The sequence below is a fragment of the Brevundimonas poindexterae genome (assembly GCF_020524625.1).
GTDB lineage: Bacteria > Pseudomonadota > Alphaproteobacteria > Caulobacterales > Caulobacteraceae > Brevundimonas > Brevundimonas poindexterae_A.
The window spans coordinates 1-22,758 of sequence record NZ_JAIVLL010000003.1 but is presented as its reverse complement, the minus strand read 5'-3'; the positions used below and the strand labels follow the sequence as shown (position 1 = coordinate 22,758).

Here is a 22,758-nt window from a genome sequence, read left to right as displayed (position 1 = left end):
CCCCTGTGGCGATGCGTCACTGGCCGGGATTGTCGATCAGGCGACGGGCGGCGGCGCGGGCCTCGTCGGTCACCACGGCGCCGGACAGCATGCGGGCGATCTCCTCGCCCTGCTGGGCCGCGTCGAGCACCTCGACCGTGGTGAAGGTTGCGCCTTCACGATCCCCCTTGCGCACCTTCCAGTGGGTGTGGCCCCGGGCCGCGACCTGGGGGCTGTGGGTCACCACCAGCACCTGGCCGCCCTGCGCCAGCCCCTGCAGGCGACGCCCGACGGCCTCGGCCACGGCACCGCCGACGCCCTGATCCACCTCGTCGAAGATCATCACCGGCTGGGCCTGATCCGGTCGCGCCGCCAGGGCCGCCTTCATGGCCAGGGCGAACCGGGCCAGTTCCCCGCCCGAGGCCACTGTGTCCAGCGGCCCGAACGGCTGACCCGGGTTGGTCGAGATTTCGAATCGCACCGTCTCGGCCCCTCGGGGCCCACGACGGTCCTCGGCCAGCGGCTCCAGCGCCACGCGGAACCGGGCCCGGTCCAGTTTCAATGGCCCCAACTCCTCGGCCACCGACCGGGCCAGACGCTCTCCGGCCTCGGCCCGTCGCGCCGACAGGGCTGCGGCTGCAGCGTCATAGGCGGCGCGCGCAGCGGTCACCGCCCGCTCGGCCGCGGTCAGCGCCTCCGCGCCGTCCTCGATCAACCGCAGCTGCTCGCGCAGCCGCTCGCGCAGGCGCGGAAGCTCCTCGACGGTGGTGTTCAGCTTGCGGGCCGCGGCGCGCAGGGCGAACAGCCGCTCCTCGGCCTTGTCGAGCCGGCCCGGCTCGACGTCCAGCGCGTCGGCCGCCTGATCCAGCTGGGCCACCGCCTCCATGGCCTCGACCAGGGTTCGGTCGATCGCCTCGGCGGCGGCCGCCAGACGCAGGACGACCGGATGGTCATGGCCCGAAGCCTCCGAGGCGGTGCCCGCATTCTCGGCTTCCAGCCGCACGGCCTGAAGCGCTCGGCCGCGCGCATGCTCGACCGCGCGCAGCGCCGCAGACAGCCGTTGGGACAGCTTGTCGCCGCCCAGCGAATCGCGGGCCTCGGCGAGGTCGGCCAGCGCCTTTTCCGCCGCGCCCAGCAGGGCCCGTTCGCCGGCCAGTTCAGCTTCTTCCCCGGCACGGGGGGCGAGGGCGTCCAGCTCGTCCAGCGCCAGCGTCAGTTCTTCGGTGCGGGCCGCCGCAGAACTGGCCTCCGCCTTCAGCTCTTCCAGATGGCGCTCGGCCTCGCGGCGCGCCTCATGAGCAGCAGCCACCCCCGCCACCTCCCCCGCCAGACCGCCGTAGGAGTCGAGGGCGGCGGGATGGGTCCGGGCATCCAGCAGACCGACCGTCTCGTGCTGGCCATGCACCTCCACCAGTCCCTGGGCGAGGGACCGCAGGGCCGTCACGCCCACCGCCTGATCGTTGATGAAGGCCCGGCTGCGTCCGTCCGCACCCAGCACCCGGCGCAGGATCAGCTCTCCGCCCGGCTCGACCTCAAGGCCGCGCTCGCGGGCCTCGGCCAGCCATTCGGGATCAGTGGGGGCGTCGAAGACCGCCGTGGCCACCGCCTGGGCCGCTCCGGCCCGGACCAGCCCGGCATCGGACCGCGCGCCCAGCGCCAGCCCGAGGGCATCCAGAATGATCGACTTGCCGGCCCCGGTCTCACCCGTCAGCACCGTCAGCCCTGACCCGACCTCAAGGTCCAGCCGGTCGACCAGCACGATGTCGCGAATCGACAGGGCGGTCAGCATGGGCAGCCGCCTCTCGCGCGGTCAGGATGATTCGACATGCCGACATCATAGCGCCGCAGACCGGACTGACGATGCGGGGTCGGGCACTCAGCCCGGAATGATGCGGCTCAGCCAGCCCTCGCGGCGCGCCTCGGGCTCGACCTCGGGGCGGTCGCCCTGACGGGTCAGCAGGGTATAGGCCTCGGCGTACCAGGGGCTGCCCGGGAAGTTGTGGCCCAGCACCGCGCCATTGCGGATCGCCTCATCCTTCAGACCCAGCTCGAGGTTGACCTCGACCAGACGGTAGAGGGCCTCGGGCGCGTGCGACGTGCGCTGGAAGTCGGGATTGTCGACCACGACGCGATAGCGGTTCATGGCCGCCAGCGGCTGGTGGGCCCGCTGATAGTAGCGGCCGATGGCCATTTCCTTGCCGGCCAGCTGGTCATTGACCATCTCGATCTTGACCAGGGCATCCGAGGCATAGGCCGTGCCCGGATAGCGGCGGGCCACATCCTTGAGCGCCGCCAGGGCGTTTTCGGCATAGCCCTGTTCACGGCCCACATCGGTGATCTGCTCGAAGAAGCAGATTGCCTTCATGTAATAGGCATAGGCCGCCGAGGGATTGCCCGGGAACAGCTGGATGAACCGGTCCGACGCCGCGACCGCCTCGGTGTAGTTGCCGTTCTGATAATAGGCGTAGATCTGCATCAGGATCGAATGCCGCGCCCACTCCGAATAGGGGTGCTGGCGTTCCACTTCCTGGAAATAGTCGATGGCGTCCCGCCAGCGCCGGCGCTCCAGTCGCTCGTAGCCGGTGTTGTAGAGCATCTCCACGGGACGCTCCTCATAGGCCAGCTTGGGGCGCGCACGCGTGTTGCTGCAGGCGGCCACCGTCAGCGACGCCACAAGGACGGTCGACAGGATCAGACCGGAGCGGAATTTGGAAACAGGCACTGATTGCGACCCCATGGTTACCGGCCGGAGGGCGCGCCGGAGCGGCCCTTCGGAAGACGAAGCGATCTCTACACCAGCGAAACCCAAGCGCCAATCACATGCACCCCGCGCTCGGAATTGATCCGGATTAGGTGTGAATGCGGCTTGATGCGTGACGCCCCGCTGTTAAGAAGCGCCCACATCACGGACGCTCCCCTCTCCTCCCTATTGGCGATCCGATGACGGCGAAAGGATGACGGGCCATGAAGCTGCTGTCCGGCAATGCCAACAGGACCCTGTCCAGGGCCATCGGCGACCACCTCGACATGCCGCTGACGCGGACGGAAGTGAAACGCTTTGCCGACAATGAGGTCTTTGCCGTCATCGAGGAGAATGTGCGGGGCGAGGACGTCTTCGTCATTCAGTCGACCAGCTATCCGGCGAACGACAATCTGATGGAGCTGCTGATCATGACGGACGCCCTGGTTCGGGCGTCGGCCAAGCGGATCACCGCCGTCATGCCCTACTTCGGCTATGCCCGTCAGGACCGGAAGACCGGCGGCCGCACCCCGATCTCGGCCAAGCTGGTCGCCAATCTGATCACCCGCGCGGGGGCCGACCGGGTCCTGACGATGGATCTGCACGCCGGCCAGATCCAGGGCTTCTTCGACATTCCGACGGACAATCTGGTCGCCACCCCGGTGCTGGCCCAGGACATCCGCGAGAACTACGCCCGGGGCGACGACCTGATGATCGTGTCCCCCGACGTAGGCGGCGTGGTGCGGGCCCGCTCCCTGGCCAGCCGCCTGAACGTCGACCTGGCCATCGTCGACAAGCGCCGGCCGCGTGCCGGCGAGAGCGAGGTGATGAACATCATCGGTGACGTCGAAGGGCGCCGCTGCATCCTGTTCGATGACATCGTCGACTCAGGCGGGACGCTGGTGAATGCGGCCAAGGCGCTGATCGACCAGGGCGCGACCGAGGTCTCGGCCTATATCAGCCACGGCGTCCTGTCGGGCCCGGCGGTCCAACGCGTCACCGACGGCCCGCTCAAGGAGCTGGTCATCACCGACTCCATCGAGCAACCGCACGAAGTCGCGACCTGCAAGAAGATCCGCACGGTGTCGGTCGCTCCCCTCATAGGCGAGGCAATCCGCCGAATCGCCAATGAGGAGTCGGTTTCCAAGCTGTTCGATTAACGGTCGGAAAACGCTTCGTCCCGCGTTATAAGAGACCGGATCGCGGCGCTGTCATCGGTGCCGCCCGAGTATCTTGAGTGGGGAAGCCCTTTCCATGACCCGAGTCCTTCGGTCCACCACCGCCCTGTCGCTGGGGCTGAAAGGCGGCACCCTCGCTGCCCTTGCCATGGTCGCGGCCTGTGCCGCCACGGAACCGGAGCCCCCGCCCCCTCCGCCGCCACCTCCCCCGCCGCCGCCCGCACTTGCCCTGAACCAGGGCGTGTCCGAGGCCGCGTCGATCTATGTGGCCTTTATCCGCGAGGTCGGCACCATTCACGCCGGCTTCCCCGACGCTGAATCCATCCAGACTGCCATCCGCACCGGCTCGGCCTATGAGCCGGCCCAGCTGTCGCGGGGCATGATCGCCTATGGCGCCATCCTGGCCCTGCAATCGCCCGAGTTCGTGGCCGGCGTGCGCCAGTACGCCGCCGATCCGGTGCAGCGCGAAGAGGTCATCAACCGCATCATCGCCGACCCGGCCTATGCGGCGACCCTGCCCGGCGCCGATGCGGCGGCCGGCCTGATCGTCAGCACCCTGGGCGAGGACATCGCGGCCCTGTCGACCATCGCCGAAGCGGTGAAGGAAGACGCCTATACCATTCAGGGGCGCGAGGATCCGCGCCGTCGCTGGGCCATCCGTCCGATCGACGACCGGGACGCCCGCCTGGAGGGTGCCAAGACCCGTTCGGCGGTCGAAATGCTGCCGTCGGCCGAGGACGCCACCCTGCTGTTCACGGCCGCCCACGCGGGCTCGGGCCTGGACCTGGCGCCGATCAAACTCCAGCCGCCCTACACCCGGCCGGTGATCAATTCGCTGGCGATTGCGGCGCTCGCAGCTCTGGGCGCGGGGGGCGAGGACTTCCGCACCTATACGGACGCCCTGGTCGTCGAGACCAACAGCGAGTTCTGCTTCAATATGTCGAAGCTGAACCTGTTCCAGTGTCTGGCGGCCGCCCGCCCGCACTATGAGGACATCTTCTGCATCGGGCAGCATATCGTCAGCGATCTGGCCACCTGCACGGCCCAGAACGTGGGTCCGATGCCGGCCACCGTGCCGACCACTGCCTTTGCCCTGGACGAAAGCGCGATCAGCACGGTGCCCGCCGCCACGGCGGCCGCTGCGGCCGACACCGCCCAGTCCGAGGCCCCGTCACCCGGGCGCCCCTGAGGCCCCCGCCGCAGGCTGTTCCTTCGGGTGCGATAGCCGGTTGCGCGGCGCGTCGCATCCGTGTAATAGCCCGCGCTCTTGAATTCGAGGGATGCGATCCCCGCTGCGCGCTGTCTGTGGATGCGCGGCGTGTGTTATTGAGGCGAGCCCGATGGCCGAGATCATTCTGAACGTTGACGTCCGTGATGGCGTCGGAACCGGCAGCGCCCGCGCCGCCCGTCGTGCGGGCGCGGTGCCCGGCGTCCTGTACGGTGGCGACAAGGCCCCGGTGGCCATCTCGGTCAACGAGAAGGACTTCCGCAAGAACCTGTACACCGGCAAGCTGCTGGGCCACCTGGTGACCCTGAAGTACGGCAAGGAAACCCAGCCGGTCATCGCCAAGGACGTCCAGTTCGATCCGGTCAGCGACCGTCCGCTGCACTTCGACCTGATGCGCGTGGACGAGAAGCAGACGATCAAGATCGAGGTGCCCGTGCACTTCATCAACCACGACGAATGCGCCGCCTTCCGTCAGGGTGGTTCGCTGGAAATCGTTCGCCACACCGTCGAAATCTCGGTGCGCGCCGACCACATCCCCGAGGAACTGGTCGTCGACCTGGCCGGCCACAAGATGGGCGACACCATCCGTATCTCGGACATCAAGCTGCCCAAGGGCGTCGAGCCCGCGATCGGCGACCGCGACTTCATGGTTGCGGCCATCAAGATCTCGTCCGCTGCCAAGGCCGATGCCGCCGACGAGGCTGCGGATGAAGCCGCCGCCGAGGCCGAAGCCGAAGTGGCCGCCGACGAAGTGCCCGCCACCGCCCAGAGCGACGAAGGCGACGCCGAAGAGACCCCGGAGAGCTGATCCTCTTCCTGCTTCACGGCATGATTTGACCCCGCGGCCCATTCCCTTCAGGGAGTGGGCCGCGACCGTTTTGGACCCTGCCCATGATCATCCTGGCGGGCCTGGGCAACCCCGGGCCGAAGTATCAGAACAACCGGCACAACATCGGCTTCATGGCGGTCGATGCGATCGCGGATCGCTGGCGCTTCGGTCCCGAGCGGGCCAAGTTCCAGTCCATCGTGCGCGATGGCGAGGTCGAGGGCCACAAGATCCTGCTGATGAAGCCCCAGACCTATATGAACGAAAGCGGTCGCGCGGTCGGTGAGGCCGCGCGCTTCTTCAAGGTCGCGCCGGCAAACATCGTGGTCTTTCACGACGAGATCGATCTGGCGCCCGGCCGGTTTCGCATGAAGACCGGGGGCGGGGCTGCGGGCCAGAACGGCATCCGCTCGTTGATCGCGCATCTGGGCGCGGACTTCCGCCGGGCGCGCATGGGCATCGGCCATCCCGGCCAGCCCCAGCTGGTCATGCCCCATGTGCTGGGCGATTTTCACAAGGCCGAATACCCGTGGCGGGACGCCCTGCTGAACGCCTGCGCGGACGCCCTTCCCTTTCTTCTGGACGGTCAGGATGAGCGTTATCAGGGCGAGGTGCTGCGCCTGGCCCCTGCGCCCAAATTTAGCCCCCGACAGGCCGCCCAGGGCGGCGACTGAGCGTCAGTAGCGGATCCGGTAGGTATAGGTCAGGGTTTCGCTGGCCCCCGGCGCCAGGGCCACGGTCCAGGCCGGATAGCCGTTTTCGCTGATGGCGCTCGCGAGGCTCTCGTCCATGATCAGGAACCCCGGGCGGTAGTAGTCCTGCGGGACGATCTCGACCATGGCGGGGTCGCGTCCCGCATTGCTCACCACCACCTCGACCGTGACGAGGGTGGTCGTGATCTCGTCGGCCACGCTGGATCGATAGTCGGTTGTGCGAACGGTCGCCCGGACGTTGGGTGACTGGCCGATCCGCAGTTCAACCGGCAGGCCTACCGGTCGGTCCGTGCTGCGGGCCTCGCCGCTGAAGAAGGTCGCCCCGCCCTCTTGCTGCTGGCGCAGGCTCCATGTGCCTCCGGGCAACGCGACCCCGAGAGCCGATCCCGGGTCGTTATCCAGCTTCAGGATGATTTCAGTCTCAAAGGGACCGTGTGAAGCCGGCCCGTCGGTGCGCGCAGAGACCCGCATCCGGTAGATCCGCTCGACCGGCACGTCCCGACGCTCGAGGAACCGCACTTGCTTGGTCTGGCGGGCCGCGACCGTCGTGCGCTCGGGCAGGGTGTAGATCTTGTAGTCGCCCAGTTCGCCCTGCTCGGCCATCGGTGGAGGAGGGGGCGGGGGCGGAGGAGGCGGCGGAGGAGCCGGCGGAGGGGGCGCATCCGCGAGCGCCCGGGAGCCGGTGACGACAATATCATCGGCGCCATAGAAATCCGGCATTTCGCCCTCGGTCGTCGTATCCTGCGGCCAGCAGCCAGCGCGGCGCGGCAGTCGCACGGCATCGACCGGCACCGTGCCGTATTCCGTCCGGAGGTTGCCGGCCACGGCCTGCACCGGGGCGTCGACAAAGCCGGTGCTGCCGAAATTGGCCAGGGTCAGCCAGCCGGTCAGGGTCATGGAGCGCCCGTCCGGGGCCAGTTCGGCCACATAGTCGCTGGACCACTGCAGCCCGGTCGCCAGATAGGCCAGGGTCACCGTATAGCGGCCCGCTTCGCCCGCGCGCGTCCGCACCGACAGGCTGGGTTGATCGCTCAGGCCCTCAGGCACGCGATCGAACACCACCTGCTGGGTCAGGCCCGAACAGCTGAGCGCCTCATAGCCGCCGTCGACCTCCAGCACCGGGCCGTTGGCCCCGGCCCGGATGACGGCCGGACGTTCCTCGGCATTTCCCGTGACCGGGTTGATTCGTACAACTCGCACCGTCTCGCCGATCGAGCGCTCGAACAGCGAGCCGGGCGTCAGCAGGTCAAAGTCGGTGTTCCGCTCGATCACCCCGGCCGGCAGGCCCTCCAGCACGGCGCTCTGGCCGACAATGCCGCCCGCCACGCCTTCAAAGCGGATCACCGCCTCGCCCGCAGGCAGATCGATGGTGCGGGTCTCGACGATCAGGGCCAAGCCCTCGCGATCCAGCCGGCTCCAGCTCTGTTGCGAGCGGCGCATCAGCTCGACCGTATTCACAGGGCGGTCGCGATAGATGACGACGGACACGGCCTCCGGACCGGACGAGACAGCCATGGCGGGCTCGGCCACGGCCACCGGCGCGGCGGCCTGGGCCAGGGCCGCAGGCGCCGCCAGCCCCGAGAGGGCCAGTATGGCGATCAGACTGACGCCGGCGCGCATGGCGATCAGCCGCCCGTCTCGATCGTGGCCGTCAGCACGGTCTCACCATTGGCGGGCACAGGCACACGCCAGACGATGGTCCCGGCGTCGCGCATCTCACCCTCCAGGCTCTGGTCCTGAATCTCGGTGTCGCGGCCCAGCCCACTCTGACGGACCTCGACCACCACCGGCTCGCTGCGGGCATTCCGCACCGTGTATTCCATCCGGTAGCGCGAGCGCTCCGTGTTCAGGATGCGCGGCGCCACCCGTTCATTGCTGACCAGGCGCGGCTGGACCGTGACGTCGAAGGCGTCACCGGTCGTGATGGCGATGTCCGAGCCGGCGGGCGTGTGGCCGATCTGGTCCTCGCCGATAAAGCGGGGCTCGCCCCCGGCGTCCCGCACATAGACCCGGACCACGCCGGCGGGCAGGGCCTGACCGACGCCCGAGCTGCGGCCGTTCTGGAACAGCACCGCCACCTCGGCCGAGCGGGGTTGCTCGTACGTCGCAAAGCCGCCCATCTGGAACAGATAGCGCTTCGTCGCGGGCACGCCCGCCACATCCAGCAACCCGACCTGCTTGTTCTGGTTGTTGGCGACGGTCACCCGGCCCGGCAGGGGATAGATGTAATAGTCCGCCACCCCTTCCCCACCGTCCGAGAACTCATAGCCGTTGCCGCTCCGGCCACCGCCGTAATAGCCGCCGCCGTTGACCAGATTGACCTCGCCCGCGACCACCCGTGTGCTCGCCTCGCTGAAGGTCGCGCCCGAGCGGTTGGTAATGGTGATCCAGCCGGTCAGGTCCAGCATGCCGCCCTGCTCGTCGTATTCGGCGACATAGTCCGCCTTCCAAGACAGGCCGCTGGTCAGATAGCTGAGCGTCGTCTCGCGACGGCCGCCCCCTTCGGCATCCAGGGTGACGCTCAGCGTCGGGCGTGGGCGAAGGTTGGCCGGCACCTCGTCAAAGATCACGCGGGTCGGCACGCCGTCATCGCGCAGCACCTCGATCCGGTCGCCGATGCGCAGCACCACGCCTTCATTGGCGGCCAGCACCTGGGCCCGTTCGGTCGTCTCGCGGCCCGTGCCGGGATTGATGCGGACGATGCCGATGGTGTCGCCCACGGCGCTCTGCATCAGCTTGTCCGGCGTCAGCAGGTCATAGTCGAAATTCTGCTCGACCACCGACAGGCCGCGTCCGCTCAGGCCGACCGTCTCGGGCCGGATGCTGGCCGAGACCCCGGGAAACTCCTGCCGCGACCGCCCGTCCGGAATGTTCAGGTCGCGCACATCCTCCACGAGGGCGATGTCCTGGTTGTAGATGGTGATGGCGACGCGGCCCGGACCTCCGGGGCGACTGTCGACCTGCTCCTGGGCCGCGACAGCCGTCGCCGTCAGCAGGAAGGCACAGGCCCCTCCCATAAGCCCCCGTTTGATCTGAGCCGGGCGGAACGACATGGCGAACTCCGTGATAACAGCGACTTGTGGGCGGCACGCTGGCACGGGCCGCCGAGGCTGTCGAGAGGTTCGCCCTGTCCGTTCCTGACGGTCGCGACACTGTGGCGCTTGCAAGCCGGTCGGTCGGGGTCCATTCCGCCCGGCATCGTCGCGGACCGGAGTTCCCCCATGCGCCCTATCCTTCTGGCCCTGGCCTGCCTCGGCCTTGCCGCCTGCCAGAATACGACGGTGCCTTCGGTCGAGGTCTCGGACGCCGTTTGCCGGCCCACGCCCAACGGTCGCGACCTGACGGGCTGCTATCTGACACTGACCGCCTCGACGGAGGATCGCCTGGTCGCCGTCTCGACGTCCGCGGCGGCGGAGGCCCAGATCCACGCGGTATCGACCGAGGGGGGCGTGATGGCGATGGAGGAGATGCCGGACGGCATGCCGCTTCGCGCGAATGAACCCGCCGAACTGGCGCCCGGAGGTGACCACATCATGCTGCTGGGCGTGACCACACCGCTTAAGCCCGGCGACACGGTCGATCTGGTGCTCACCTTCGAGCGGGCGGACCCCGCGACCGTCACCGCCCAGGTCGGCACCCCGCCCCTGTCCTGACCGGTTGACCGGCTTTGCCCCTGACAAACCGGCCCTGAGCAGCTAAAGCCTCGCCTCGACCCGTTCCCCAGAGAGTTCCATGGCCCTGAAAGTCGCGATCGTCGGCCTGCCCAACGTCGGCAAGTCCACCCTGTTCAACGCCCTGACCAAGACGGCGGCGGCCCAGGCGGCCAACTATCCCTTCTGCACCATCGAGCCGAACACCGGCGATGTGGCCGTGCCCGAGCCGCGCCTGAAGGTTCTGGCCGAGATCGCGGGCTCGAAGGAGATCATCCCCTCGCGCATCACCTTCGTGGACATCGCCGGACTGGTCCGCGGCGCGTCAAAGGGTGAAGGCCTAGGCAACCAGTTTCTGGCCAACATCCGCGACTGTGATGCCATCGCCTTCGTCGCCCGCTGCTTCGTCGACGACGACATCACCCACGTCGAGGACCGCATCGACCCGATCGCCGATCTCGAGATCATCGAGACCGAGCTGATGCTGGCCGACATGGAGAGCCTGGAGCGCCGCCGCGTCCAGATGGAGAAGCGCGCCAAGGCCGGCGACAAGGAAAGCCAGCTGAACCTCAAGCTGGTCGATCTGGCCCTCGCCCAACTGCACGCCGGCAAGCCCGCGCGCACGGCCGAAATCAGCAAGGAGGACCGCAAGGCCTGGGACATGCTGCAGCTGCTGACCGCCCTGCCTGCCCTCTATGTCGCGAACGTCGACGAGGGCTCGGCGGACAAGGGCAATGAGCTGTCCGATCTGGTCGCCGCCCGTGCCGCGAAGGACGGGGCCAACTCGGTCGTCATTTCGGCCAAGATCGATTCGGAACTGGCCGTCCTGGACGAAGCCGAGCAGCTGGAGTTCCTCGAGACCCTGGGTCTGGCCGAGCCGGGCCTGAACCGTTTGATCCGCGAAGCCTACAGCCTGCTCGGGCTGCAGTCCTACTTCACGGTCGGACCCAAGGAAGCCCGCGCCTGGACGATCCATGTCGGCGACACCGCTCCGCAGGCGGCGGGCGTGATCCATACGGATTTCGAAAAGGGCTTCATCCGCGCCGAGACCATCGCCTTTGACGACTATGTCGCCCTGCGTGGCGAGGCCAAGGCCCGCGAAGCCGGCAAGCTGCGCGCGGAAGGCAAGTCCTACGTCGTCAAGGACGGCGACGTGATGAACTTCCTGTTCAACTAGGGGGTCTGGTCCGCCGGACAGCGCGTCAGGGCCACGGTCGCCCCGTCGCGGTCCGGATAGGCCAGGGTCATCCGATCGCCGTCGGCGGAGGCGCGGACCGTCTCGCGCGTCTGTTGTCCCTCGGCTTCACACAGCAAGGTGAGCTCGTGGCCGTCAGCCAGAGGCCGCGACTGCTCAATGGCGCAGCTGTTCTCATAGCCCTCGAAGCGCGCCAGCGTGATGGTGATCGGCCGTTCCTCGCCTGAACTGTTGCTGCACCATGACGGATAGGCTGCCCAGTCGCCCAGCAATTCCGCGTGGCCGGTCGGCTCGAGCGGACCGGGATCAGCCGGTGGAAGGGGCGCGTCGGGGTCCGGCGTCACGGGTCCCCCTTCCATCGAATCCGTCTCGCCGCAGGCGGCGGCGAGGGCGGCGACACTGGCGAGGGCGGCAAGGCGGATCAGCGGTTTCATAGCCCCCCAACGTCCCACCTCCAGCTCAAGTTCAGAACGAGTCGCAATTGCGGTTGCTTCTGATAATCGTTCGCAGTAATTGCCCGGCACCTTCACTGTAACTGTCCCGGGGCACACCATGCGTACCTTCCTCCTCGTCTCCACCGCGCTCGTCGGCGTCACTGCCCTGGCGGCTCCCGCCATGGCCCAGACCGCCGTTCGGGCTGTCAGCCTGCAGGCGGCGGCCGATCCGGAGGACCCCACCGTCCTCGACCCGATCACCGTGCTGGCGACCCGCAGCGCCACCCGGGTCGACGATGCCCCGGCCACGGTGACCGTGATCACCGCGCGCGAGATCGAGCAGAACCTCTACACAGACATCAAGGACCTGGTCCGCTTCGAGCCGGGCGTCAGCGTCCCGACCCAGCCCTCCCGGTTTGGCGCGGCGCTGGGCTCCACCGGCCGCGACGGCAACTCCGGCTTCACCATCCGCGGGCTCGGCGGAGATCGGGTACTGATGGTGGTCGACGGGGTGCGCACCCCCGACGGCTATGCCTTTGGTCCGCAGAGCGTCGGGCGTGGCGGCTATTCGGACCTCGATCTGATGAAGTCGGTCGAGATCCTGCGGGGACCGGCTTCGGCTCTCTACGGATCTGACGGGGTCGCGGGTGCGGTGGCCTTCACCACCAAGGACCCGGTCGACATGCTGGGCGCCGACCGCGACTGGACCGCCCGGGCGCGCGTCGCCTATGGCTCGGCCGACGACAGCCTGGCGACCGGCCTGTCGTTCGCGGGCCGTCAGGGACCGGTGTCCGGCCTGCTGGCCTGGACCCGGCGCGAGGCGTCCGAGACCGAGAACCAGGGCACGGTTGGCGGCGAAGGCGCCGCGCGCACCGAACCCAATCCCCAGTCCATGCAGTCCGATGCCCTGCTGGCCAAGCTGGTCTGGCAGGCCGCGCCCGGCCATCGCCTCGGCCTGACGTGGGAGACCTATGACGCCGATACCGACGCCAATGTCCTGACGGGCCGCAGCGCCAGCGTGCTGGACCTGCGCGCCGAGGACGAGACCTCGCGTCAACGCGTCAGCCTCAACTGGACCGCCGAAGCACTCCCCGGCCTCGATCAGGCGTCGGTGACCGCCTATTGGCAGGACGCCGACACCCGCCAGTTCACCTTCGAGGATCGCGAGCCGGCGGCCGATCGCACCCGCGACAACACTTTCGACAACGAGGTCATGGGTCTGTCGGCCCAGGGTCAACGCGCCTTGCGGGCGGGAGGCCTGGAGCACCGCCTGACCTTTGGTGGCGACTGGTCAGAGACCACCCAGCAGGGTGTGCGGGACGGCACGGTCCCACCGTTCGGCGAGACCTTTCCCTCCAGCCCCTTCCCGCGCACCGACTACACCCTGAGCGGTCTGTTCATTCAGGACGAGATCCTGCTGGGGGACGGCTCGCTGCGCCTCATCCCGGCCCTGCGGTATGACCGCTACGAGCTGTCGACGGCCGACGATCCCCTCTTCACCGGGACGAAGGCCGATCAGGAAGACAGCCATCTGTCGCCCAAGCTGGGCGTGGTCTGGTGGGCGACTGATACCTTTGGCCTGTTCGGGTCCTGGTCCGAGGGCTTCAAGGCCCCCACCCCGTCGCAGGTGAACAGCGCCTTCGGCAATCTGGCCTTCGGCTATGTGTCGGCGCCCAATCCCGACCTGAAGCCGGAGACCAGCCGGAGCCTCGAGGCAGGCCTGCGCCTGCGCGAGGTTCCGGTGGCCGGGGGCGGTCGGCTGGCGATGCAGGCCGTCGCCTTCCAGGCCGACTATGAGGACTTCATCAGCCAGCAGGTGGTGTCGGGCTCCTTCACCCCGACCGACCCGGCGGTCTTCCAGTACGTCAACTTCACCGACGTCGAGGTGAAGGGGCTGGAGCTCCGTGGCGACGCTCACTGGGACAATGGCGTCAGTGCCCGCCTGTCCGCCGCCTGGGCGGAAGGAGATCAGACCACGGCGGGTGCGACCACGGCCCTGCCCACCATCGATCCGCTCGAGATCGTCGCCGGAACGGGCTGGGATGCGCCCTCGGGTCGCTTTGGCGGTCAGGCCATCGTCACCTGGTCCGAGGCCAAGGACGGCGCCGACACCACCGGCCTGACCTGCTCGCCCGACTGCTATGTCGGCGACAGCTTCACCCTGGTGGATGTCACGGCCTACTGGAACGTAACCGACACGGTCACCGCGCGGGTCGGGGTCTTCAACCTGTTCGACGAGACCTACGCCTGGTGGAGCGACATCTCGGGCCTGTCGGCCAGTTCGAGTGTCCTCGACGCCTACACCCAGCCCGGACGGAATGTTTCCCTCTCCCTGACCTTGCGTCTGTGAGCCGGGACGCGATAATGCGAATGACTTTCATTATGGAGATGCGCCCCATGCGTGCCGCCCTCGCCGCTGCCCTGCTTCTGGGCACTGCCCTGCCCGTCGCGATCCTGCCCGTTGCTGCCCACGCGCAGGCGCAGATGTCAGAGCAGGCGCGCTTCGAGCGGGATCGCCAGTCGATCCTGGCCCAGGCCGGCCAGTATCGCGTGCGTTTCGACATGCGCGAGACCGTGCCCTTCGTCGACGGCTACGAGCCGCTGGACGAGAAACTGTCGGGGGGCAACGAGATCGTCCGCGTCGTCTATGACGACGGCACGCGCATCAGCCTGCAGCACATTCTGGTCATGGAGCACAACGATCAGGTCACCGTCATCAAGCACTGGCGCCAGGACTGGGTCTATGAGCCGGAAACGGTGCTGACCTATGTGGGCCCCAATGAATGGCGACTGACCCCCGTGCCCGCCGACCAGCGCAAGGGCGCCTGGTCGCAGACGGTGTGGCAGACTGACGATTCGCCCCGATATGGCGGCGTCGGCATCTGGCACTACGACAATGGCCTGACCGAGTGGGCGTCGTCGCCCACGCTTCGGCCACTGGCCCGGCGCGATGCCGTGCGGGATCCCGTCTATGACCGCTACCTCGCCAACAACCGCCATGCCCTGACCCCTTTCGGCTGGGTGCACATTCAGGACAACCTCAAGGTGTCCGGTGCGCAGGGCGACGAGGGCGAGGCCCAGGTCATCGTGCACGAGGATGTGGTCAACACCTATCGCCGCTGGGACGGCTATGACGCCACGCCCGGCGAGCGTTACTGGGCGGACACCCAGCAGTTCTGGGCGGGCGTGCGCGGCCTGTGGGACGAGGTGATCGCCCGCGACGGCGGCATCCACGTTCAGGAAGAGCCGAACTTCGGCGCCGTCACCGGCCCGACGCTGATGGGTCTGGCCGAGCAGATTCACGAGGGCGAGCTGACGACCGAGGCGGCCCTCGCCGAAGCCCGCACCGTGATCATGGATGCCACCTCCGGTAGCCATTGATTTTTCCGCTTGACGGACCCACGGCCCGTCGGCACGCTTAAGTCACTCATCAAGACCGGTCGAGGGATAGGCCCTTTGACGCCGGGGCAACCTTCGCGAAGAGACCCTCTTCGCGAGATGGTGCCAACTCCTGCGAGGGCATCGGTCTCACGACCGGGTCCGCGAGAGATGAGTGAAGCGACGGCCCCTCCGGGGTTCTGACGTTTCACGGGTCGATCCACGCATGAGTGCTCGATGAGCGGAGCGCGTGGCATGGTTTCAAACCGGACTTCATCGATCGACTGGCGGGACGTGATCGTTCCGCTCGACGGCTTCTGCCTCGCCGACGGCAGGCCGCTGGAGGAAGCGCGTCTGAAGGGCCGGCTGTTCGGACCGCAGGGCGCGCCGGTCGTTGCCGTGCTGGGCGGCATCTCCTCGGACCGCCGGGTGGCCGACATCGGCGATGGCCGGGCGGCCTGGTGGTCGCGCATCGTCCGTCCCGGCGGGCCGGTCGACCTCGATCACGTGCAGGTGCTGGGCGTCGACCTCCTGCCCGGCAAGGCCGAAACGGACATCCGCACCCTCACCCCTGCCGATCAGGCCCGGGCGCTCGCCATCGCGCTCGATCATCTCGGCATTGCGCAGTTGCAAGCCTTCGTCGGCGCCTCCTATGGCGGGATGGTGGGCCTCGCCTTCGCCAGCCTGTTCCCCGAGCGCGTGATACACCTTCTGGCCATCTCGGCCCCGCATCGCGCCTCGCCCGGGGCCACGGCCCTGCGTGGCATCCAGCGGCGCATTCTGGCGCTTGGGTTGGAGACCGGCCGTCCGGGAGAGGCCGTGGCGCTGGCCCGCGAGCTGGCCATGACCACCTATCGCACCCCCGGCGAGTTCGCCGCCCGGTTCGACGATCCCACAGTGCCGGAACAGGCGGGCGGACCCTATGCGGTCTGCGACTATCTGAAGGCGCGCGGCCGGGCCTATGTGCCGCACATGTCGGCGGGTCGCTGGATCAGCCTGTCGGACTCGCTCGACCGGCACCGGATCGTGCCCGAGGACGTCGCCGTGCCGACGACCCTGCTGGGCTTCACCTCCGACACCCTGGTGCCGATCTCGGCACTGGAGGAGCTGGCCGCGCGCCTGCCGGATCTCCGCGCCTTCGTCCGCGCCCCGTCGCTCTACGGCCATGACGGCTTCCTGAAGGAAGACGCGATCGTGGCTGACGTCATCGCCCGCGCCCTGCCCGCTCCGCTCACCGTTTCCTGTTGTCTTTCCGGACTTGCCGCATGACCCGCCTTGCCTCTCCCCGCGACCTCGCCACCCGCCTCGCCCGCGTCGGCATTGATCGGGACCCGGCCCATGGCGCCGTCATGCCGCCCCTGCACCTCAGCTCGAACTACAGCTTCGACGGGCTGGAGGGGAAACGCCGCTATGACTACAGCCGGTCGGGCAACCCGACCCGGGACCTGCTGGGCGAGGCCCTGACCGCGCTGGAGGGCGGGGCCGGGACAGTCGTCACCTCCAGCGGCATGGCCGCCGTCGATCTGGTGCTGGCCCCGCTCTCGCCCGGCGACCTGATCGTTGCGCCCCATGACGGCTATGGCGGCACTCACCGGCTGCTGAACGCCCGGGCCGGCAAGGGCCATTTCGAGGTCGCCTTTGTCGACCAGACAGATCCCGCCGCGCTTGCGGCTGCCCTCCAGCGCCGCCCCCGGCTGGTGCTGGTCGAGACCCCGTCGAATCCCCTGATGCGCCTGACCGACATCGAGGCTGTGTGCGCGGCCTCTCACGCCGTCGGGGCCAAGGTCGCGGTCGACAACACCTTCCTGTCCCCGGCCCTGCAGCAGCCGATCGCATCGGGGGCAGACTGGGTGATCCATTCGACGACCAAATTCGTCAATGGCCATTCCGATGTGGTCGGGGGCGCTGTGATCAGCGCCACCCTTGAGGACCACGAGACCCTGGCGTGGTGGGCGAACTGTCTGGGTACGACCGGGGCACCGTTCGACTCCTGGCTGACGCTCCGGGGCCTGCGCACCCTGTTCGTGCGGATCGAGCGGCAGCAGGCCACCGCAGGCGACCTCGCCGAATGGCTGGTGCGTCAGCCGGGTGTGCGAGCTGTGCACTATCCGGGTCTGGCGAACCATCCGGGCCACGAGATCGCCCGGCGGCAGCAGGCCGGGTTCGGCGCCATGCTGAGCGTCGAACTGGAAGGAGGCCGCGACGCCGCCCGGGCCTTCGTCGACGGGCTGGAGGTGTTCACGCTCGCGGAATCGCTGGGCGGGGTCGAGAGCCTGATCGCCCACCCGGCCGGCATGACCCACGCGGCCATGACGCCGGAGGCGCGCGCCACGGCGGGGATCAGCGACGGCCTGCTGCGGCTGTCGATCGGGCTGGAGCATGTCGAGGACCTCCGCGCCGAGCTGGCCAACGGACTCGCCCGCGCGGCGACCCTCGTCTGTCCCGCGCAGGAGGCCGCCTGATGACCGCCCTTTCGCTTCTGGCTGCCGCGGAACGGACGCTTCCGCCGGTCATCCTGTGCCTTCGGGCCGTTACGCCGGATCAGGCCCGGGACGGGGCCGGGCTGGTCTATCGCCATCGCCGCGAAGGTCGGGCGGTTGCCGTCCAGGTCGCCGGCGGAGCCGATGCCCTCGCCCGGCTGGAGCAAGCCTTGCGGGACATCGGCCTGGCCCCTTCGCCGGAGCTGACCCTACGCCTGCTGGACGGTCCGGCGGACCTGAGCCTGTCGCCGCTCGGCCCCCTGCCCGGCCACGGCGGACCGCTGCGCGTGGCGCTGGCCGGATGTGGCGTGGTGGGCGGAGGGGTTCTGCCCCGCCTGCTGGACCGACCCGACATCGCACTGGTCGGGGTGCTGGTGCGCGACCCGGTCAAGGGGCGAACGCCCGAGCCGGCACCCGAGCTGGTGGTCACCGATCCGGCGGCCCTGCTGGCGCGGGAGCCCGATGTGGTGGTCGACACCCTGTCGGACGCCGCGGTTTCGCTGAGCCTGATCCGGGCGGCCCTGTCGCGGGGGGTGCATGTCGTCAGTGCCTCGAAGCAGGCGGTGGCCACGGATCTCGACGGGCTGGCCGGTCTGGCGGCGGCGACCGGCGCGACGCTTCGCTATTCGGCGGCGGTCGGTGGCGGAGTGCCCATGCTGGAGACTGTGCGGCAGGCGCAGGCGCTGGGGCCGGTCCGGCGGATCGAGGCGGTGCTGAACGGCACGGTCAACTTCCTGTTGAACCGGCTGTCGGAGGGTGTGCCGTTCGACCTGGCGCTGGCCGAGGCGCAGGCCGCGGGACTGGCCGAGGCAGACCCGACGGCGGACCTGACCGGGCGCGATGCGGCGGCCAAGCTGTTCCTGCTGGCGCGGGCGGCGTTCGGGCCGGGGGCGACGGGGCCGGAGCGGGTCGAGGCGCTGGGCGAAGGCTTCAGGCCGACGGGACAAGCCGTGCGGCAGCTGGCGGTCGCCGACTGTGCCGGGGGACGGATCACCCTGTCGCCGGTCGGAGCCGACCCGCTATTTGCCGGTCTGGCCGATGCAGGCAACGCCATCCGGGTGACGCTGGCCGACGGCCGGACCCTGACGCAGACCGGGCTGGGCGCCGGGCGCCGGCCCACCGCCGAGAGCGTGTGGGCCGACCTGGGCGACCTATTGGCGAGCCGCGTCGGAGCGGGCGCGGGTGGCGACGAACTCTGAGTCCGCCTTCCACGTCGGCCAGCGGTCCGAGTTGGCCAGGTCCCAGGCGAGGCGGTACATCAGGGTCAGGTTCTCGACCGCCGAGCGCAGGTCGTAATCCTCACGCCATTCGTCGCTGCGCTTGTGATAGTCGCGCGAGAACAGGGCCTGATATTCCGGCAGGCCGACCTCGATCCCGCCCTCGTCCAGATCAACGCCGTGCCAGGGCATCAGGGCCGGCACGCCCGAGCGGGCGAAGGGGAAGTGGTCGGAGCGGAAATAGTAGTTCTGCTCCGGCTCGCGGTCGTCGGTGACATAGCGGCCCTCGGCCTCGGCGAGGACGGCGAGGTCGTCTTCCAGCGTGTTCTGGCCCTTGCCGAAGATGGCGAAGTCGCGCGTCGGACCGCTGAGCGGCAGCATGTCGATGTTCAGGTCGGCCACGGTCGTCTCCAGCGGATAGACCGGGTTGACCGAATAGGCCCAGGCGCCCAGCAGGCCCATTTCCTCGGCCGCCATATGGGCGAAGACCACGGTACGCTCGGGCTGGGGCGAAACCGAGAAGGCGCGCGCCAGCTCGAGAATGCCGGAGGTGCCCGAGGCATTGTCCCAGGCGCCGTTGAAGACGGTGTCGCCGTGCGCGTCGGGGGCGGCCACGCCGACGTGGTCCCAGTGGGCCGAGAAGATCACGACCTCATCCGGGCGCTCGGAGCCCTCGATCTTGGCCAGCAGATTGTAGGTGTGGATCTCTTCACGGGCTTCCTCGATGTCGACGTTGAGGCGCACGCCGGTCAGCTCGACCGCCTTGAAGCGACCGGTATCGACGGTTGCCATCGCGCCGTGATCGACGCCGGCGGCCGTGCCCCACGCCATGGCCGTCTGCGGACCGACAGTGCCCGTGAACGGGATGGGGTCGAGGCCCTGGGTCGTGGTGCGGGTGCGGGCCGGGCGGGCGGCGATCCGCTGCCACATGGCGGGGTCCAGCTCGAGCGTAATGACGCCCACGGCACCGCGGCGAAGAGCCTCCATCTTCTTGTAGCCGCTGCTGGAATAGGCCGAGTTGTACTCGCCCCGGAACAGCTCGCCCTCGGGCTCCCCGGCCAGCACGATGACGACCTTGCCGGTCACATCGACGTCGCCATAGTCGTCCCAGCCGCGCTCAGGCGCCGTGATGCCATAGCCGGCGAAGACGACCGGGGCGTCGCTGATCTCGACCCGACCGCTGTCGTTCGAGGAGCGCAGCTGCAGGTCGGCGCCGGTCAGGGCATGGCTGACCCCATCGGGGCCGGTCCAGCTGGCGACCGCGTCACGGGCGGGCGTGAAGCGATAGAGGGTCACGGGCTGGAGCCACTGACCGTCCGGGCCACCCGGCTGCAGGCCCATGGCCTCGTACTGGGCCTGGAGATAGTCGAGGGTCAGCTTCTCGCCAACCTCGCCGGGGACGCGGCCCTGGAAGCTGTCGTCGGCCAGCACGCGGATGTGGTCGGACAGGCGCTGGGCCGAGATGTCCTGCGCGGCGACGGCGCCCGCGGACAGGAGAACGGCGGCGGCGGCGACACCACCCAGAAGGCGACGGAACATGAGGGACTCCCGGAACAATTTCGGGCGCACCTTAAGCCGGAGCCCGGGGTGCGCCCATTAAGTTTTCGTCATGTGGCGCCGGAGTTTCAGCGCCGGGCGGCGGCGCTTTCCTCACGCACCGGACCGAACTCGGAGCCCGGCTTCCACTCGGGCCAGTCGCGGCTGTTGGCGAGCGCCATTCCGACGGCATAGACGACCTCCAGATCTTCGGCGGCGCCGCGGAAGTCCATGCCGGGCAGCCATTCGTCGGCGGCCTGGTGATAGCGGCGGGCGCCGTATTCGTCGCGCAGCGCCTGACGCTCGGCGACCGGTTCGTCGCGGAAGTCGCCCGAGCCCTTGGGATAGGCCATCGGCACCCCGCGCTTGGCCAGCGGGAAGTGATCCGAACGGAAATAGGTGCCGGCGGCATTGTTGGTGTCGGGCACGATCACCCGGCCCTGGGTTGCGGCAGCCGCTTCCAGCCGTTCGTCGAGCATGGACTGGCCATAGCCGGTGACGCCCAGGCCCGACAGGCGCCCATAGACGTTCATGGCGTCGAGGTTGAAGCCGGCCACCGTGGTCTCCAGCGGATAGAGCGGATTGGCGGCGTAGAATTCCGAGCCCAGCAGACCGCTTTCCTCGGCCGTGAAGGCGATGATGACTATCGACCGTTCCGGGCGCGGCCCCGAGCCGAACACGCGGGCCAGCTCGATCAGGCCGGCGATGCCCGAGGCATTGTCGACCGCGCCGTTGAAGATGCGATCGCCGTTGGCGTCCGGGTCGCCCATGCCGATGTGATCCCAGTGGCCGGTGTAGAGGATGGTCTCGTCCGGATGGGTGGTGCCCGGCAGGCGGGCGACGACATTGTGGGTTTCGATCTGGCTGGTGGCGACGCTGTAGCTGGCGTCGAGGGTCTGGCCCTCCAGCACGACGGGGCGGAAGTCCCGGCTGCGGGCCGCGACCTTCAGCGCCTCGAAATCGAGGCCGGCGCGGGTGAACAGGTCGACGGCGACATCGCGCTGGATCCAGCCCTCAAGCGGCACGCGCTCGGCCGCCGCATTCTCGCGCACGATGTCGAACTGCGGGCCCGTCCAGGAATTCTTGACGGTCGTCCAGCCGTAGGAGGCCGGGGCGGTTTCGTGCACGACCAGCACGCCGGCGGCGCCGCGGCGGGCGGCCTCTTCATATTTGTAGGTCCAGCGGCCGTAGTAGGTCATGGCCCGGCCGTTGAAGGTGTTCAGCTCGGGCTGTTCATAGTCGGCGTCATTGACCAGCACGACGATCACCTTGCCGCGCACATCGACGTCCTTGAAGTCGTCCCAGTTCCGCTCGGGCGCCGTGGTGCCATAGCCGACGAACACGAGAGGCAGGTCGTCGAGACGCACCTGATCGGCCGGACGGCGGGTCGAGATGACGATCTGGTCGCCCTGGGTCAGGGCGCGGCTTTCGCCGTCGTCACTGAAGGACGCGCTGACATCGCTGACGGCGAAGCGGCGCAGGGTCACGGCCTGGGTCCAGCCGCCGTTCTCGCCGCCGGGCTCGAAGCCCGCATCGGCAAAGGCCTCGGACAGATAGGCGATGACCTTGTCCTCGGCCGGGGTGGCGATGCCGCGGCCCTCGAAGCTGTCGTCCGACAGCGCCTGCACGTGGGCGGACAGCCGGTCCGGATCGATGCGGGCGGGCGTGCCCCCCATCGGCATGGAGGCGCAGGCGGCCAGCGCCGCTCCCGCGGCCAGAACACTGAGCTTGGACAGCAGACGCATGAACGACCCTCTCGTGAAACCGGGAGTGGACCCTATCGTCTTGCCCCGCTGACGCAACCGGCAAGGCAGCCGAAAGCGCCTCTTGCCCGGCAGGCAGAGGAGATGGAGAGGCGGGCGGCGCACGGGCCGGGGGCCCGGAACCGTATGCGCCCTGCTTTCGCGTTACGGGCGCTGTGTGAATTTTCGGCACCTGACCTTTGCGCCGCCCCGGTCGGTTCACGCGAGCGCCTGGGGGGACTGTCTCTTCAGCCGGGAGTCGGGGCGCCGAAAAGCTTGCGGTCCCGACCTCGCCTGTCCCGGTTCGACAGCAGGTCCCAGTCTCTCGGCCCGCGACGGGCGGAGCGCCCAGAAACGCCCCGGACCCCGGGGTTTCGCCCCGGGCAGTCCCGCTCGACCGGCCCCCGCCGCCGCTTCAGTGCCTGGGTCCCGAGGCGCCTCTCCTGCGACGGAGACGGGGAG

17 protein-coding genes, 1 pseudogene and 1 riboswitch are annotated in these 22,758 nt (G+C 68.9%); of the genes and pseudogenes, 11 read left to right on the top strand and 7 right to left on the bottom strand.

Going from position 1 to position 22,758, the window contains the following annotated elements:
* Positions 1-16: 16 nt before the first annotated feature.
* Entirely contained in the window at positions 17-1,768 is a 1,752-nt protein-coding gene (gene recN / locus LC068_RS10770) for a DNA repair protein RecN (RefSeq protein WP_226637137.1), read from the bottom strand.
* A gap of 87 nt (positions 1,769-1,855) precedes the next feature.
* Positions 1,856-2,716: an outer membrane protein assembly factor BamD gene (locus LC068_RS10765; RefSeq protein WP_226637135.1), complete on the bottom strand. Its 861-nt coding sequence runs from the start codon at positions 2,714-2,716 to the stop codon at positions 1,856-1,858.
* 227 nt (positions 2,717-2,943) lie between these two features.
* On the opposite strand from LC068_RS10765, the gene LC068_RS10760 reads away from it, so the two are divergent.
* The 4 genes and pseudogenes from LC068_RS10760 (at position 2,944) to pth (ending at position 6,625) form a co-directional block, all read left to right on the top strand.
* On the top strand, positions 2,944-3,879 hold the full coding sequence (locus tag LC068_RS10760) for a ribose-phosphate pyrophosphokinase (RefSeq protein ID WP_209120575.1): 936 nt from the start codon (positions 2,944-2,946) through the stop codon (positions 3,877-3,879).
* Positions 3,880-3,973: 94 nt separating this feature from the next.
* On the top strand, positions 3,974-5,086 hold the full coding sequence (locus tag LC068_RS10755; RefSeq protein ID WP_226637133.1) for a hypothetical protein: 1,113 nt from the start codon (positions 3,974-3,976) through the stop codon (positions 5,084-5,086).
* A 151-nt stretch (positions 5,087-5,237) separates the two neighbouring features.
* Positions 5,238-5,852: pseudogene (locus LC068_RS10750) on the top strand (50S ribosomal protein L25/general stress protein Ctc); the annotation flags it as partial.
* A gap of 164 nt (positions 5,853-6,016) precedes the next feature.
* Complete coding sequence (pth, locus tag LC068_RS10745; protein ID WP_226637128.1) at positions 6,017-6,625, top strand: aminoacyl-tRNA hydrolase; 609 nt, start codon at positions 6,017-6,019, stop codon at positions 6,623-6,625.
* 3 nt (positions 6,626-6,628) lie between these two features.
* Here pth and LC068_RS10740 read toward each other — a convergent pair whose 3' ends face one another.
* Positions 6,629-8,284 (bottom strand): DUF4139 domain-containing protein, encoded by a 1,656-nt coding sequence (locus LC068_RS10740; RefSeq protein ID WP_226637125.1) that lies wholly within the window; start codon positions 8,282-8,284, stop codon positions 6,629-6,631.
* Between the two features lie 5 nt (positions 8,285-8,289).
* Entirely contained in the window at positions 8,290-9,717 is a 1,428-nt protein-coding gene (locus LC068_RS10735; protein ID WP_226637123.1) for a DUF4139 domain-containing protein, read from the bottom strand.
* Between the two features lie 168 nt (positions 9,718-9,885).
* Between LC068_RS10735 and LC068_RS10730 the strand changes: the two genes are divergently transcribed.
* Together LC068_RS10730 and ychF are read left to right on the top strand one after the other, a co-directional pair.
* Entirely contained in the window at positions 9,886-10,317 is a 432-nt protein-coding gene (locus tag LC068_RS10730; protein WP_226637121.1) for a copper chaperone PCu(A)C, read from the top strand.
* Positions 10,318-10,396: 79 nt separating this feature from the next.
* A complete protein-coding gene (gene ychF / locus LC068_RS10725; protein ID WP_209120624.1) occupies positions 10,397-11,491 on the top strand; it encodes a redox-regulated ATPase YchF in 1,095 nt (364 codons plus the stop codon).
* Here ychF and LC068_RS10720 read toward each other — a convergent pair.
* Entirely contained in the window at positions 11,488-11,943 is a 456-nt protein-coding gene (locus LC068_RS10720) for a hypothetical protein (protein ID WP_226637119.1), read from the bottom strand. The genes ychF and LC068_RS10720 overlap by 4 nt on opposite strands.
* A gap of 118 nt (positions 11,944-12,061) precedes the next feature.
* Between LC068_RS10720 and LC068_RS10715 the strand changes: the two genes are divergently transcribed.
* The 5 genes from LC068_RS10715 to LC068_RS10695 all read left to right on the top strand — a co-directional run bounded on the left by LC068_RS10715 (position 12,062) and on the right by LC068_RS10695 (position 19,000).
* Entirely contained in the window at positions 12,062-14,293 is a 2,232-nt protein-coding gene (locus LC068_RS10715) for a TonB-dependent hemoglobin/transferrin/lactoferrin family receptor (RefSeq protein ID WP_226637116.1), read from the top strand.
* A 47-nt stretch (positions 14,294-14,340) separates the two neighbouring features.
* Positions 14,341-15,324 (top strand): DUF6607 family protein, encoded by a 984-nt coding sequence (locus tag LC068_RS10710; RefSeq protein WP_226637113.1) that lies wholly within the window; start codon positions 14,341-14,343, stop codon positions 15,322-15,324.
* A 43-nt stretch (positions 15,325-15,367) separates the two neighbouring features.
* Positions 15,368-15,499: riboswitch (SAM riboswitch) on the top strand.
* A 59-nt stretch (positions 15,500-15,558) separates the two neighbouring features.
* Positions 15,559-16,590: a homoserine O-succinyltransferase MetX gene (metX, locus tag LC068_RS10705; protein ID WP_226637112.1), complete on the top strand. Its 1,032-nt coding sequence runs from the start codon at positions 15,559-15,561 to the stop codon at positions 16,588-16,590.
* Positions 16,587-17,783: a cystathionine gamma-synthase gene (gene metB, locus LC068_RS10700; protein WP_226637111.1), complete on the top strand. Its 1,197-nt coding sequence runs from the start codon at positions 16,587-16,589 to the stop codon at positions 17,781-17,783. Before metX ends, metB begins: the two co-directional genes overlap by 4 nt.
* Complete coding sequence (locus LC068_RS10695; RefSeq protein WP_226637110.1) at positions 17,783-19,000, top strand: hypothetical protein; 1,218 nt, start codon at positions 17,783-17,785, stop codon at positions 18,998-19,000. Before metB ends, LC068_RS10695 begins: the two co-directional genes overlap by 1 nt.
* Here LC068_RS10695 and LC068_RS10690 read toward each other — a convergent pair.
* Together LC068_RS10690 and LC068_RS10685 are read right to left on the bottom strand one after the other, a co-directional pair.
* Complete coding sequence (locus LC068_RS10690; RefSeq protein ID WP_226637109.1) at positions 18,953-20,557, bottom strand: M28 family peptidase; 1,605 nt, start codon at positions 20,555-20,557, stop codon at positions 18,953-18,955. The two genes, LC068_RS10695 and LC068_RS10690, sit on opposite strands and share 48 nt — an antisense overlap.
* A gap of 86 nt (positions 20,558-20,643) precedes the next feature.
* Complete coding sequence (locus tag LC068_RS10685) at positions 20,644-22,299, bottom strand: M28 family metallopeptidase (RefSeq protein ID WP_226637108.1); 1,656 nt, start codon at positions 22,297-22,299, stop codon at positions 20,644-20,646.
* Positions 22,300-22,758 lie beyond the last annotated feature (459 nt).

Excerpts from the sequence above, each read along its gene's own strand:
- LC068_RS10690 (WP_226637109.1), bottom strand. The coding sequence starts at position 20,557 with ATGTTCCGTCGCCTTCTGGGTGGTGTCGCCGCCGCCGCCGTTCTCCTG.
- LC068_RS10685 (WP_226637108.1), bottom strand. The coding sequence starts at position 22,299 with ATGCGTCTGCTGTCCAAGCTCAGTGTTCTGGCCGCGGGAGCGGCGCTG.
- pth (WP_226637128.1), top strand. The coding sequence starts at position 6,017 with ATGATCATCCTGGCGGGCCTGGGCAACCCCGGGCCGAAGTATCAGAAC.
- LC068_RS10695 (WP_226637110.1), top strand. The coding sequence starts at position 17,783 with ATGACCGCCCTTTCGCTTCTGGCTGCCGCGGAACGGACGCTTCCGCCG.
- LC068_RS10765 (WP_226637135.1), bottom strand. The coding sequence starts at position 2,716 with ATGGGGTCGCAATCAGTGCCTGTTTCCAAATTCCGCTCCGGTCTGATC.
- LC068_RS10710 (WP_226637113.1), top strand. The coding sequence starts at position 14,341 with ATGCGTGCCGCCCTCGCCGCTGCCCTGCTTCTGGGCACTGCCCTGCCC.
- LC068_RS10730 (WP_226637121.1), top strand. The coding sequence starts at position 9,886 with ATGCGCCCTATCCTTCTGGCCCTGGCCTGCCTCGGCCTTGCCGCCTGC.
- recN (WP_226637137.1), bottom strand. The coding sequence starts at position 1,768 with ATGCTGACCGCCCTGTCGATTCGCGACATCGTGCTGGTCGACCGGCTG.
- ychF (WP_209120624.1), top strand. The coding sequence starts at position 10,397 with ATGGCCCTGAAAGTCGCGATCGTCGGCCTGCCCAACGTCGGCAAGTCC.
- LC068_RS10720 (WP_226637119.1), bottom strand. The coding sequence starts at position 11,943 with ATGAAACCGCTGATCCGCCTTGCCGCCCTCGCCAGTGTCGCCGCCCTC.
- LC068_RS10740 (WP_226637125.1), bottom strand. The coding sequence starts at position 8,284 with ATGCGCGCCGGCGTCAGTCTGATCGCCATACTGGCCCTCTCGGGGCTG.
- metB (WP_226637111.1), top strand. The coding sequence starts at position 16,587 with ATGACCCGCCTTGCCTCTCCCCGCGACCTCGCCACCCGCCTCGCCCGC.
- LC068_RS10755 (WP_226637133.1), top strand. The coding sequence starts at position 3,974 with ATGACCCGAGTCCTTCGGTCCACCACCGCCCTGTCGCTGGGGCTGAAA.
- LC068_RS10735 (WP_226637123.1), bottom strand. The coding sequence starts at position 9,717 with ATGTCGTTCCGCCCGGCTCAGATCAAACGGGGGCTTATGGGAGGGGCC.
- LC068_RS10715 (WP_226637116.1), top strand. The coding sequence starts at position 12,062 with ATGCGTACCTTCCTCCTCGTCTCCACCGCGCTCGTCGGCGTCACTGCC.
- LC068_RS10760 (WP_209120575.1), top strand. The coding sequence starts at position 2,944 with ATGAAGCTGCTGTCCGGCAATGCCAACAGGACCCTGTCCAGGGCCATC.
- metX (WP_226637112.1), top strand. The coding sequence starts at position 15,559 with ATGAGCGGAGCGCGTGGCATGGTTTCAAACCGGACTTCATCGATCGAC.